Source organism: Arthrobacter sp. ISL-85 (assembly GCF_018613675.1).
Lineage (GTDB): Bacteria > Actinomycetota > Actinomycetes > Actinomycetales > Micrococcaceae > Arthrobacter.
This window is the reverse complement of record NZ_JAGGPQ010000002.1, coordinates 75,760-88,819: the sequence shown is the minus strand read 5'-3', so window position 1 is coordinate 88,819 and position 13,060 is coordinate 75,760. Positions and strand designations below refer to the sequence as shown.

Below are 13,060 nucleotides of genomic sequence, written 5' to 3'. Positions count from 1 at the left end.
ACCGGCGGGACGACACCTAGAAGAAAGCCAAGGTGATGCTTGTTCCGCCCATGGGCGGCGGGAAGACCATCCTCGCAGGCTCCCGCGGCCGCTTCCCCATGTCCCTGCTGTCATCGCTTCCTAACGTGATTCAACTACATGCCTGGGAAGCCACTGCAGGCTTTCCGGAATTTCGCCGTCGACCACCCGCAGCGGCGCCAAGGAGTCATCGCCGGTGAACCTGTGCAGGTGTATGTCCTCCCAGCCGAAAGCAATTTGCAGGACCTGGTGGACTTGGTCCAGGGTCAGGGAGCCGCGGCCTCCAGCTGGCGCCAAATTTCCGGCTCGCTGTCGACCAGCTCCACGCGAACAGCCAGGACCAGATCCGGTCGACCGTCGATCCCGGCCTCAACACGCTTATCCGTGCGGGCCATTCAGCCAAACTCCACTGGCCGGTCCCGCAAGACCGCGACCTCTCCCCCACGTGGAACGACAGCTTGACGAAATCTGCATTATCGGCGTTGCAGATCAACAAGGGGAGAGGCGCGGAGGGGACTGTGCCCTCCTGGCGCTTTTCGGTGCGTGCCGTAGCTCCCATCAGGGAGCGGCGCGGGCAACCCTATTACTCATCGTCCGTCTTTGCTATGAAAACGTTGCAGGGCGCATTGTGGGCGACACTGTTTGCGACACTACCCAGCACTCGGCCAAGGCCGCGCATCCGCTTGTTTCCCACCACTATCATCTGGGCACCGTATTGTTCAGCCTGCTTGATAAGCGCCTGGGCCGGCGAGCCGGGTACTGCGAAGTAGGCCACCTGCAGCTGAGGCGAGCTCAATTCCATGGCCAGGTCGTGGGCAACCTTTTTCGCAGCGTCCTCACTGGAGATGACCAGCAGATCGGTGCCGCTCCCTACGATGTCCTGCCGGTTGTTTTCAAACGCCGTGACGACGTGCAGGCTGGTTCCCAGGGCGATGGCCATCTCCCGCGCCGTCCCGGCTGCGCGCTTGGCACTTTCACTGCTGTCTACACCTACGACGATCACACCGGTCATCTTTAACTCGTTTCTCCAGTCAGGCCTGCCTACACATCAACATGCTGTAGCTATTGTAGGCGATAGCCTATAATCTAAGCAGTACCGATCCGTTGTCGTTGACCACGACATCGGTGAGCGGACAAAGCAGCACAGCAGTGTCGAACGCAGCGTCCAGGGGCCTTGCCGCCCGGCTGGCAGTTGCAGTGCAGCGTTGATTTTGCTTCAACAATGCCGGCTGGTCCTTCAATTGGTGAAGGTCCTCCACAGGCCCGCAACGACGCATCCAGTAAGAAGGTTCAGCAAACATGACGCAAATAACGTCCGAGCACGACGAATTAGAAGAAAACCTACTGGCACCACTTCAAAAATCGGCCGGGCACGTCATCGTGGACACTCTGGTTGCGCACGGGATCAAGCGGGCCCACGTGGTACCTGGCGAGAGCTTCCTGGACGTCTTGGACGGGCTTCACGGCTCCCCCATCGAAACGGTGGTTTGCCGTCACGAAGGGGGCGCCACCTATATGGCTGAAGCTGACGGCAAGATGAACCAGAGACCGGGCATCGCTATGGTCACCCGCGGCCCGGGCGCAGCGAACGCCCATGTGGGACTACACACCGCCTGGCAAGATTCCACGCCCATGGTGCTGTTCGTAGGCCTGATTCCCTTCGCGCATCGGGATCGCGAAGCCTTTCAGGAGTTCGACATCAAAGCCTGGTTCGACACCGGCGCTAAGCGCGTCATGGTTTTGGATCACGCCGAGCGTGCCTCAGAGATCGTCGCCGAAGCCCTGTTCGCCGCAATGAACGGCCGGCCCGGTCCCGTCGTTATCGGCCTGCCCGAGGACATCATCCGGCAACAGATCCCCGCCGAACTCCACCCGCCGATCCCGGTGGCCACTGGGGGCATGACCACTGTCGATTCAGAAGCCCTCGCCGCAGCACTGGCTGACGCCGGCAAACCGCTCTTCGTCACCGGCGGCAACGACTGGACCCAGGAGGGCGCCGACCAGTTCACCCAGTGGCTGGAGAAGCACAACATCCCGGCGGCGGCAGAATGGCGGACCCAAGGTACCGTTCCCTTCGACTCCCCCTCCTACGTCGGCCCTATCGGCTACGGCCGTCCGCGCCCGACCTACGACTTGCTCGAAGAAACGGACCTGCTGATCTTCGTTGGCACCGTCCCGGGCGATGTCATCACCGACGGATTCCTGTGCCGCCAGGACTGGACGAAGAAAAACTTCCTCGTCACCATCGACCCCTCCCTCCGAGGCCGCTCGGGTCCGTGTCGTACCAGATCGTCGCCAAGCCGGACGTGTTCATCCGGGATCTGGCGAGAATTGAACTCCCGGTCAAGGACGAGTGGAAAACATGGACGGCACGAATGCGCCGCGAACAGGAATCCTTTGCTGCCCTGCCCTCAGCGACGCCGACAGCCGGCCCGGCCCGGATGGACACCCTGATGGCCAACCTCGTGCCCACCCTGCCCACGGATGCCATGATCACCCTTGGCGCCGGCGAACACACCAACTGGGCCCACCGCTACTTCCCCACCCAGCGCTACGCCTCAATGATCAGCGCACGCAACGGCTCCATGGGCTACTCCGTCCCCTCGGCCATCGCAGCGTCCCTGGCCTATCCCTGCAGGCGCATCGTGACCATCGCCGGGGACGGGGAGTTCCTCATGAACGGCCAAGAGCTCGCCACCGCAGCCCAGTACGGCGCGACTCCCCTGGTGATCGTGATGGACAACCAGGAATACGGCACCATCCGCACCCACCAGGAACGCCACTACCCTGAACGGGTCTCGGGAACCCAACTGAAAAACCCCGAGTTCGCACTCATGGCCCAGGCGTTCGGCGGCTTCGGCATCAAGGTCGAAAAAGACGCGGACATTCCCGCCGCGGTCAAAGCCGCGCTCAGAGCGATCGATGAAGATCACGTCTTCGCGCTCATCCACCTCGTGGTCGAGCAACGCGTCAAGGCCTACTAAAAACACCACTCGGTGGTTGAGGTCGACGAAGACCCGGCCACGTAACCATATTTTCTGAGGAGCGCCATGACTCTTGCCCCTGCACACACTTCCGCCATCTCGCCTGAGCGCGAGGCCTCCCTGCTCGCGTCCGTGCCCACCGGCCTGCTTATTAACGGGCAGTGGCGGGACGCGTCCGACGGCGGCACGTTCGACGTGCACGATCCCGCCACCGGGAAGGTGCTCGCCACCCTCGCCTCCGCCACCAGTGATGACGCCGTCGCCGCTTTGGACGCCGCGGACGCCGTGCAGGCGTCCTGGGCGCGGACCGCGCCGCGGGTGCGGGCCGAGATCCTCCGCCGCGCTTTCGACCTGGTCACCGCCCGGGCCGAGGACTTCGCGCTGCTGATGACCCTGGAGATGGGCAAGCCCCTGGCCGAAGCCCGCGGTGAGGTAGCCTACGGCGCCGAATTCCTGCGCTGGTTCTCCGAGGAAGCCGTCCGGGACTACGGCCGCTACTTCACCACTCCCGAGGGCAAGAACAAGATCTTGGTCCAGCACAAGCCCGTCGGACCCTGCCTGCTGATCACGCCGTGGAACTTCCCGCTGGCCATGGCCACCCGCAAGGTCGCCCCCGCCGTCGCCGCGGGCTGCACCATGGTTCTCAAACCCGCCAAACTCACCCCGCTCACGGCCCAACTGTTCGCCCAGACCATGCTCGAAGCGGGCCTGCCCGCCGGCGTGCTAAACGTCGTCTCCTCTTCCTCCGCGTCAGGGATTTCCGGTCCGCTGCTGAAGGATTCCCGGCTGCGGAAGGTCTCCTTCACCGGCTCCACCCCGGTCGGCAAACGCCTCATGGCCGCCGCCGCGCACTACGTTCTGCGGACCTCGATGGAGCTCGGCGGGAACGCCCCGTTCATTGTGTTCGAGGATGCAGACCTCGATGCCGCCGTCGACGGGGCCCTGGCCGCCAAGATGCGCAACATGGGCGAAGCCTGCACCGCGGCCAACCGCTTCCTCGTCCAGGAATCTGTGGCACAGGAGTTCACCCGGAAGCTCGCGGCCGCCATGGGCGCCCTGAACACCGGCTGCGGCACCGAAACCGCCACCCAGGTCGGCCCGCTCATCGACGCCGGCGCCCGCGACGACGTCCACGCCCTTGTTAGCGCCGCCGTCGACGCCGGCGCAGTCGCCATCACCGGCGGCGCCCCCGTGGACGGGCCGGGGTACTTCTACCAGCCCACCGTCCTCGCTGATGTCCCGAACGACGCCGCGATCCTGGGCCAGGAAATCTTCGGCCCCGTCGCGCCCGTGACAACGTTCGCCACCGAGGAGGACGCGATCCGGCTGGCCAACAACAGTGAATATGGCCTGGCGTCCTACGTCTACAGCCGGGACTTCAACCGGCTCCTGCGCGTGGCCGAACAGATCGAGTTCGGCATGGTCGGGTTCAACGCCGGCGTCATCTCCAACGCTGCGGCCCCTTTCGGTGGCGTCAAGCAGTCCGGGCTGGGCCGTGAAGGCGGTTCCGAAGGCATCGCCGAATACACCACCACCCAGTACATCGGCATCGCCGATCCCTACGCGGGCTAAAAACCCTACACCCGGCCGTCTAGTACGGAGAGAGTGCACATTATGACCCGGAAGATTGACGTTGTTGGCTCTGTAGTGGAGCTTGATGGCGATGAAATGACCCACGTCCTGTGGCAGTTCATCAGGGAACGCCTGATCTGTCCCTACCTGAACATAAAGCTGCAAAGCTTTGACCTTTCCCTGGAAAACCGGGACGCAACCGAGGATCAGGTCACGTTGGACGCTGCCCATGCCATTAAGGAGCACAAGGTAGGCGTTAAATGTGCCACCATCACCCCTGACGAGGCCCGCGCGCGGGAGTTCGGCCTGAAAAAGATGTGGCCCTCTCCTAATGGAACGGTCCGCAATGTTCTGGGCGGTGTTCTGTTCAGGGAACCCATCACCATCTCCAACATTCCCCGCCTGGTACCGGGCTGGAACAAACCCATCATTATCGGGCGGCATGCCTTCGGTGACCAATACCGGGCCACTAACTTCAAGGTCGCCGGCCCGGGTACGCTCACCCTCACGTTCACCCCCTCGGACGGCGGGGAGGAAATCCGCCAGGAGGTCGTCACGTACCCCGAGGGCGGTGGTGTCGCCATGGGCATGTATAACTTCAATGACTCCATCCGCGAATTCGCCCGCGCGTCGTTCGCGTACGGACTGCAACGCAACTACCCGGTGTACCTGTCCACAAAAAACACCATCCTGAAGGCCTACGACGGGCAGTTCAAGGACCTCTTCCAGGAAGTGTTTGATGCTGAGTTCAAGGACAGGTTCGAGGCGGCAGGCCTCAGTTATGAGCACCGCCTGATCGATGACATGGTGGCATCTGCCATGAAATGGGAGGGCGGTTATGTGTGGGCGTGCAAGAACTACGACGGCGACGTGCAGTCCGACATCGTCGCGCAGGGCTTCGGCTCCCTGGGACTGATGACCTCAGTGCTCATGACTCCCGATGGCAGCACCATGGTGGCCGAAGCCGCTCACGGCACAATCACCAGGCACTACCGCAGGCATCAGCAGGGCGTAGCCACGTCCACGAACCCCATCGCCTGCATCTTCGCCTGGACCGGCGCCCTGCGGCACCGTGGCAAACTCGACGAGACACCGGAGGTGATTCACTTCGCCGAGACGCTCGAAGACGTAGTCATCAAGACGGTGGAGGCCGGCAAAATGACCAAAGACCTGGCCCTTCTCATCGGACCCAGCCAGCCGTTCCTGACAACAGAGGAATTCCTCGAAGCCCTTGATGATCAGCTCAAACAACGCTTGAGCTGATCCGACTGCCACAAAGCGCGGGCCCCACCCTTAGGGTGGGGCCCGCGCTCGTAAGGCCGGTTCTTGCCGCTGGTCCCTCGCGGACAGTGGGCTGTCAGTCGTCAGCGAAGCTAACGACGCTGGCCGTGACAGCATCGGCGAAGACGCTGGTGCCTGCGCTGCCGCCCATATCCCTGGTCGCGGCGCCGTTCAGGACGGTGGCTTCAATGACCTTTTCACGAGTTCGGCCGCTTGGAGAACCTTTTCGTCACCGAATTTCGCGCTGAGCCAGAGCAGCAGCATCGCGGAAGAGAGGATCATCCCGATGGGGTTGGCGATGTTCTGCCCGGCGATGTCCGAGGCAGATTCTTGGGAGGCCTGGGCCATGGCCCGCGTGTCGGAGGAGTTGATGGACGGGGCGATACCCAGGGATCCGGCGACTTCGCCGGCGAGGTCCGAGAGGATGTCGCCCAACATGTTCTCGGTGACGATGACGTCGAACTTGTTCGCGCATCTGACCAGGTGCACGGTCATCGCGTCGATGTGGAAGTCGTTGACGGACACGTCCGGGTACTGCAGCCCAACTTCCCTGCAGACGTCCAGGAACAAGCCAGTGGTCAACTTCAGTACATTTGCCTTGTGCACGATGGTCAGCTGCCTGGACCTTGACTGGGCCAGCTGGAAAGCGGCGTGGGCTATGCGTTCGGTGGCAGCTTGAGTGATGATGCCATGCGTGATCGCCACGTCCGGGGTGGGCATGAATTCCCCGGTCCTGGCGTGTGTGTTCCGGTCAGCATAGAAGCCCTCGGTGTTTTCGCGCACGATCACCAGGTCTGTGCCGTCGACGATGGCGTTACCGTCGGGAAAGGCCTTGGACGGACGGATATTCGCGAACAGGCCGAAGTGTTTGCGGATAGTACCTGAACGGTTTCAGCGCGGACTTGTGCGGCTCGGATAAGCGGCGCTGTCGTGCGGACCCAGGAGGCAGCCGGCGACAGTGTTCAGCGCGGCAAGGGTTTCTTCGGGGACGGCTTTGCCGTGTGGGTGTCGATAGCGTTCCTGCCCAGCGGGAGCGCGGTCCACTCGATTCCCGGGGCGCCCACGTCTTCCATCGCCGCATCCAGAACCTTCACGGAGTCCGGAACAATTTCCGGACCGATCCCGTCGCCGTTCAGAACTGCCAGCCGACACTGCTTCACTGTCGCCATTTCCGCTTTCCTATCTCTGGTGCATAACCAACCTGGTGGTCCGGGAATCGTGCAGGCCTCGGACGCGGTGCGGACAGCGCTCCGAAGCTCCCTCGGGCACAACGAGAAAGGAGTGTCAGCAGCTCTTAGCGTTTTTCCGCGGCCGCCGCTGCCTGAAGACAACAACGTCGTCCTCCGGAAGGATCATTGCCCGTCCTTGACCGTCGTGCTGGATGAGCCAGAAGACGCTGCCGTCTAAAGCGATCATGTCCACGAGGCCCGACGTCAGGGTCTTGCCGTTGTGGTGCACCAGATGGAGGTCGTCTTCCCGGGCCAGCTTTGTCCAATCCAGGACCGGTTCCAGATCCATGGGCCGGATTGCATCGGTTGCGGCGACGTTTAATACCATTGATTGATTTCCTTGCGTTTGCACGGGCGCCGGCCGACGTGTGTGTACCCTTAGTTGCTGTTTTGGGCCACTGTTCTGCGGAGGATCATGGGGATGACGCCGCCTACGGTCAGGAGTTCGCACTCAAGCCCGGTCTCTACGGCGGCGGTGGCGGTGAACGGCTCTTTGGTTCCGTCGGTGCGGATGATGGAGGCTGCGATGTCGGCCCGGGGATGGATGTGTTCTTCCCCGGCATCCAGGGCAATCCTGTCACCGGGTGCGAGGCTGAGGAGCTTTTCCCTCATGTTCGCGGGCATGACGAGCGGGAGGATGCCCATGCCGATGAGGTTGGACCGGTGGATCCGCTCGAAGCTGGCGGCGATGACCGCCCTGACACCAAGCAGCCGCTGCGCCTTGGCGGCCCAGTCCCGGGACGAGCCCATTCCGTAGCGTTCCCCCGCCACCATGATGACCGCCTCGCCGTCTTCGCGGTATCGCTGGGCCGCGTCCCAGATGGGCATGGTTTCGCCTGAGGGGGCGTGGATTGTTTGAGCGATCGGCGCTTCGGGGTGGAGCAGGTTCTTGATTGATTTGTTGTGGAAGGCCCCGCGGACCATCACTTCCCAGTTGCCGCGGCGGGATGCGAAGACGTTGAGGTCCGCCCGGTCCTCGCCTCTTTCGACCAGGAAGTCGGCGACGTCACTGGCGGCCGGGATAGCACTGGCCGGGGAGATGTGGTCGGTGGTGATGTCATCGCCAAGGACCAGGAGGGGGTGCGCGGTGAAGCTGCCCAGCAGGCTTCCTTCGCTCATGGCGGCAAACGGCGGCCTGCGCAGGATGGTCGATCCCTGGTCCCAGGGGTACTGGGCGCCGTCCGGGGCTTCGACCCGCCGCCACTGCGGGTCGTTGCTGGCGATGGCGAAGTCGCGTCGGAAGTCGGCGGGATCGTTGGCCTGGACGACCAGCGCATCGATTTCTTCCTTGGTCGGCCACAGGTCGCTGAGGTAGACGGGTGTGCCGTCGGCCATGTGCTGGAGGGGTTCGACGCTGAGGTCGCGTTTGGCGTCCCCGGCCAGGGCGAAGGCGACGACAAGGGGCGGGGACATGATGAAGCTCAGCTCCACGTCCGGGTGCACCCGGCCTGGGAAGTTCCGGTTTCCGGACAGGATCGCGACTGGTTCGCTGAGTTCGTCGTGCTGGGCGCTGGCGATTACCGGCGTCAGGGGGCCGGGGTTGCCGATGCAGGTCGTGCAGCCGAAACCGACGATGTCGAAGCCCACAGAGGAAAGGTCCTCGGTGAGCTCGGCACGCTTGAGGTAGCTTGCGGCCGCCGGGGAACCGGGAGCCAGGGACGTCTTGACCCATTCCGGCACTTTCAGGCCTCGTTTGCGGGCGTTGCGGGCCAGGAGGCCGGCGGCGATGAGTAGCCGCGGGTCCGAGGTATTGGTGCAGCTGGTGATCGCGGCAAGGGCAACAGGGAAGTCCGGCAGCACTCCGCTGCCGGCGAGTTTGGGTCCGGCCTCCTGTTCCAGGGCGTTGCGGATCCCGCCGTAGGGCAGGAGGTCCTGGGGGCGGCGGGGGCCTGCGGCGTGCATGGCCACGGCGGAGAGGTCGATGTCGATGACCTGGGTGTAGACCGGGGTTGCTTCCGGGTCGAACCAGACGCCTACCTGTTTTGCGTAGGCCTCCACGAGGCGGGTCTGCTCCAGGGTGCGGCCCGTACCGGTGAGATAGTCCAGGACGTTCGCGTCGATCGGGAAGTATCCGGTCGTGGCACCGTATTCGGGGGCCATGTTCGCGACGACGGCCCGCTCCCCCACGGTCAGGGTGGCGACGCCGGGGCCAAAGAATTCCACGAACTCACCCGTCACGCCGACTTCACGGAGGCGGTGGGTGATGGTGAGCGCGAGGTCGGTGGCGAGGGTTCCGGTGCGCAGTTCGCCGGTGAGCCGGACCCCGACGACGTCGGGAATGCGCAGGGTGGCAGGCATGCCGAACATGACGGTCTGGGCTTCCAGGCCGCCCACGCCCCACCCCAGCACGCCGAGGCCGTTAATCATCGGGGTGTGGCTGTCGGTGCCGACCATCATGTCCGGGACCGCCCACCGGGTTCCGTCTTTTTCGATGGTGGTTACGACGGTGGCGAGCTGTTCGAGGTTGATGGTGTGCATGATGCCGGTGCCGGGCGGGTTGATGTGCACATCGTTCATGGCCTTCGATGCCCATTTCAGGAACTGGTAGCGTTCCCGGTTGCGGCGGATTTCGTGCTTGATGTTCCGTTTGGCGGCGTCGGGGCGTCCGTACTCCTCCACCGCGAGGGAATGGTCGATCGAGACGTCGACCCGCAGCAGCGGGTTCAGGGCCATGGGGTCTTCGCCGCATTCGGCCAGGGTGTCGCGCATGGCTGCGATGTCCACCAGCGCGGGAGTGCTCGTGGTGTCGTGCATGAGCACCCGGGTGGGCAGGAACTCGATTTCGGCGGCGCTGGTTCCGGTGTCCAGCCAGCGGCGCAGGGCGTCCATGGCCTGTGCCCGTTCGTGCCCTGTCATGTTCCGCTGAACGTTTTCGGCCAGCAGCCGCAGCACGACAGGCAAGTGAGCGTAGTCCGGGCCAAAAGCGGCTTCGACGTCCACCGCCTGCAGCACCTCGCCGTTCACGCTGAGGTGGCTCAGGGACGGGTTGTTGCCGGCAGCGGTGGCGATGCTCATCGTGCTACTTTCTCGAGACAGGTGGGGGCCTGATACAGATTATAGGCTATAACCCCGCTTATGCGGAAATGCCGCGGAAATTTTTTGCGTCGGCGGGGAAGCTGCTCATACGCTGGCTTCCCCGCCGGGTTCTGGGCAGCTAGCGGGTGACAGCCATCAGCTCGGCGACGTCCCTGGAGACGACATTCGCGCGGGGGAAGAGCCTCACGGCCTCTGCAGGGGACCACGAGGGGTTAAGGCGGGCGGAAACACTGATGTGATCCAACTCACCCCACTATTGCATATGGCCTATACAGCCTCGTCAAGGCGGAAGTCTTCTTGACTTGACCTGGGTCACAACCTACGCTGGTTACAGCTTATAACCTATAGCCCCTTTTCGGAGCCTAAGCAGGAGACACCTTATGACCGTCAAAGACGACCCGGGTCAGGAACTTTTCGAGAAAAAGACTGTCCGCAAGATTACGATGCGGATCATCCCGTTCATGTTCGTTCTCTACATCGTCAATTACATTGACCGAGCCAACATCGGCTATGCATCACTGCAGATGAACGCCGAACTCGGCTTGACCAGCCAGGCATTCGGTCTGGCGGCGGGCCTGTTCTTCATCGGGTACTTCCTCTTCGAAGTCCCAAGCAACGTCGGCCTTGCCAAGTTCGGCGCCAGGCGCTGGATTGCCCGGATCCTGGTCACGTGGGGCATCCTCGCGGTTGTCATGGCATTCGTGCAGAACGACATCCAGCTGTATATCGTCAGGTTCTTACTCGGCGTCGCCGAAGCAGGGTTCTTCCCCGGCGTCATCATCTACCTGAGCTTCTGGTTCCGTGGCAAGGAACTGGCCACCACCATCGCGCTGTTCGTCGCGTCCATCCCCGTTTCGTACATCATCGCCTCGCCGCTGAGCACCTGGATCATGCACAGCGTCAACTGGGCTGACCTAAGCGGCTGGCGCTGGATGTTCATCCTCGAGGGCCTGCCGGCTGTTATCCTCGGCGTCGTCTGCTACTTTGTCCTCACCGAACGGCCCAAGGACGCCAAGTGGCTTACCGCCAAGGAACGCAACTGGATCACCGCCGAACTGGAGACCGAACAGGCGGCGAAGAAGGGCACGGTAGTCCACCTCAGCATCTGGAAAACGCTGGCCAACCCCAAGGTCCTCTACTTGGGCGCCATCTACTTCGTTTACCAAGTTGGAAGCCTCGGCGTCGGTTACTGGCTGCCCCAGATCATCAAAAGTCTTTCCAAAACCCTGGACACGACCCAGATCGGCTTCATCGGCATGATCCCCTACATCGTCGCTACCGTGGCCATGATCTGGTGGTCCCGCCGTTCAGACCGTAAGAACGAACGCAAAGCACACAGCTACATCCCCATGGGTGTCGCCGCCGTCGCCATGTTTTTGGCAGCAATCCTGGAATCGCCGTTCCTGGTCATTGCCTCCATCAGCATCGCCCTGGCCGGCCTCTACGCCTTCAAGTCCCCGTTCTGGGCAGTGCCCGGCCAGTTCCTCTCCGTGGCCACCGCCGGAACCGCCATTGCCGCTATCAACTCGATCGGCAACCTGGGCGGCTTCGTCGGACCGTTCGCCCAGGGAATGATCGTCGACGCCACCGGCTCCCAGACAGCCGGACTGTACTTCTTTGCCGGGCTCCTGGTGGTCTCCACCGCCATGATGGTTGCCGTCCGGCTGCGTAAGCCCCAAAATGCGGCTCCGACCGAGGACCTCGCGGCCAAAGTACCTTCAAAGACAAACCACTAACGTGAAGGAATCAATTGTTGCCTACATCGGTTCCCGGACCACGCCCGAGCGCGGGACGGGAACCGGCATCAGCAGCTACAGCATCAGCGACGGCCGGTGGACGCTCCTGCACGAAACACCGGCCGTCAACCCCGGGTACCTTGCCATTGATCCAGTCCATAAGGTGCTCCATGCAGCCCACGGGGACCAGGACTACCTCACCTCGTACAGGATGCTCGGCGACGGAAAACTGGACGAGTTGGGGCGCCAGCCCACCATGGGAACCAACCCCGCACACATCGTCCTGGACCCCAGCTGCAAGTATGTCCTGGTGGCAAACCACACCAGCGGGTCTGTCGTGAGTTTGCCCATCCTCAGCGACGGAAGCCTCGGCCCCGTCACCGGGCAACTGAAATTCACCGGCATTCCCGGACCGCACCGCACCGACCAAAACGGATCAAAGCCGCACCAGGTGTTCTTCTCCCCCGCCGGAGACTACTTCCTCGTTCCAGACAAAGGACTCGACACAGTCTTCACGTGCCGGCTCAACCCCGAAACGGGCGGCATCGACCCCGCAGGAAGCATCCACCTGCGGGAGTTCAGCGGACCCCGGCACGGAATCTTCCACCCGCACCTTGCCACGGCATACGTCGTCAACGAACTCAACTCCACCATTACTGTTCTTGATTGCGGAAACCCCGAGAACCTCCTTGCCATCCAGATCCTGCCCACGACAGAGGACACGGACACTAGGGACAGCAGGGCCGCCGCAGCGGCATTAAGCTCCGACGGAAGGTTCCTCTACGCGAGCAACCGCAGCGGCGCCGGCGACAAAACCCTGGGCGGCCCCGGTGAAGACACCATCGCCGTCTACGCGGTGAAAGGCGACGGCACCCTGTCCCCCACAGCCTGGATCAAAACCGGCGGAATCCGGCCCCGGTTCATCACCCTCAGCCCCGACGGTGAAACCCTCTACGCGGCGAATGAAAAAAGCGGCACGATCCAGGCCTTCGACCTTGACGCCCAAGCCGGCACTTCAGGACCGGGCCGGCAGGTCACAGAGAAAAGCTCCCCCGTCTGCATAGTTTTTGGATAACTCGCGGGGTTCCGCCGCTGTCGTAGGTCGCGCTTGCACCTCCCGGTGGTAACGCAAAAAGGCCGGTAATATAAGCCATAGCCTATTCCTTGGCTGTCAGAGGCAGCGTTGGAAACAGCCCTCTCACGA

At 62.9% G+C, this 13,060-nt stretch carries 10 protein-coding genes and 1 pseudogene; 5 read left to right on the top strand and 6 right to left on the bottom strand.

Features of this window, described 5'->3' with window-relative positions; translation table 11 throughout:
* Window positions 1-120: 120 nt before the first annotated feature.
* Window positions 121-315 (bottom strand): plasmid pRiA4b ORF-3 family protein, encoded by a 195-nt coding sequence (locus tag J7I84_RS01290; RefSeq protein ID WP_251045896.1) that lies wholly within the window; start codon window positions 313-315, stop codon window positions 121-123.
* 286 nt (window positions 316-601) lie between these two features.
* Window positions 602-1,030 (bottom strand): universal stress protein, encoded by a 429-nt coding sequence (locus J7I84_RS01285; RefSeq protein ID WP_214939551.1) that lies wholly within the window; start codon window positions 1,028-1,030, stop codon window positions 602-604.
* Window positions 1,031-1,317: 287 nt separating this feature from the next.
* Here J7I84_RS01285 and J7I84_RS01280 point away from each other — a divergent pair.
* The 3 genes and pseudogenes from J7I84_RS01280 to J7I84_RS01270 all read left to right on the top strand — a co-directional run bounded on the left by J7I84_RS01280 (window position 1,318) and on the right by J7I84_RS01270 (window position 5,837).
* A pseudogene (locus tag J7I84_RS01280) lies at window positions 1,318-3,002 on the top strand (thiamine pyrophosphate-dependent enzyme).
* 66 nt (window positions 3,003-3,068) lie between these two features.
* Window positions 3,069-4,574, top strand: coding sequence for an NAD-dependent succinate-semialdehyde dehydrogenase (locus J7I84_RS01275; protein WP_214939548.1), 1,506 nt, complete (start codon window positions 3,069-3,071; stop codon window positions 4,572-4,574).
* Window positions 4,575-4,616: 42 nt separating this feature from the next.
* Window positions 4,617-5,837 carry an NADP-dependent isocitrate dehydrogenase gene (locus tag J7I84_RS01270; protein ID WP_214939545.1) on the top strand — a complete coding sequence of 407 codons (1,221 nt, stop codon included), beginning with the start codon at window positions 4,617-4,619 and terminating at the stop codon, window positions 5,835-5,837.
* Window positions 5,838-6,026: 189 nt separating this feature from the next.
* On the opposite strand, the gene J7I84_RS01265 is transcribed toward J7I84_RS01270, so the two are convergent.
* The 4 genes from J7I84_RS01265 to acnA all read right to left on the bottom strand — a co-directional run bounded on the left by J7I84_RS01265 (window position 6,027) and on the right by acnA (window position 10,099).
* Entirely contained in the window at window positions 6,027-6,701 is a 675-nt protein-coding gene (locus J7I84_RS01265) for an isocitrate/isopropylmalate family dehydrogenase (protein WP_311381037.1), read from the bottom strand.
* A 116-nt stretch (window positions 6,702-6,817) separates the two neighbouring features.
* Window positions 6,818-7,024 (bottom strand): isocitrate/isopropylmalate family dehydrogenase, encoded by a 207-nt coding sequence (locus J7I84_RS01260; RefSeq protein ID WP_214939542.1) that lies wholly within the window; start codon window positions 7,022-7,024, stop codon window positions 6,818-6,820.
* A 115-nt stretch (window positions 7,025-7,139) separates the two neighbouring features.
* On the bottom strand, window positions 7,140-7,412 hold the full coding sequence (locus tag J7I84_RS01255) for a hypothetical protein (protein WP_214939539.1): 273 nt from the start codon (window positions 7,410-7,412) through the stop codon (window positions 7,140-7,142).
* A 50-nt stretch (window positions 7,413-7,462) separates the two neighbouring features.
* Entirely contained in the window at window positions 7,463-10,099 is a 2,637-nt protein-coding gene (acnA, locus tag J7I84_RS01250; protein WP_214939536.1) for an aconitate hydratase AcnA, read from the bottom strand.
* A 401-nt stretch (window positions 10,100-10,500) separates the two neighbouring features.
* On the opposite strand from acnA, the gene J7I84_RS01245 reads away from it, so the two are divergent.
* Together J7I84_RS01245 and J7I84_RS01240 are read left to right on the top strand one after the other, a co-directional pair.
* A complete protein-coding gene (locus J7I84_RS01245) occupies window positions 10,501-11,856 on the top strand; it encodes an MFS transporter (RefSeq protein ID WP_214939533.1) in 1,356 nt (451 codons plus the stop codon).
* 1 nt (window position 11,857) lies between these two features.
* Window positions 11,858-12,931, top strand: coding sequence for a lactonase family protein (locus J7I84_RS01240; protein WP_214939530.1), 1,074 nt, complete (start codon window positions 11,858-11,860; stop codon window positions 12,929-12,931).
* Window positions 12,932-13,060: the final 129 nt, after the last annotated feature.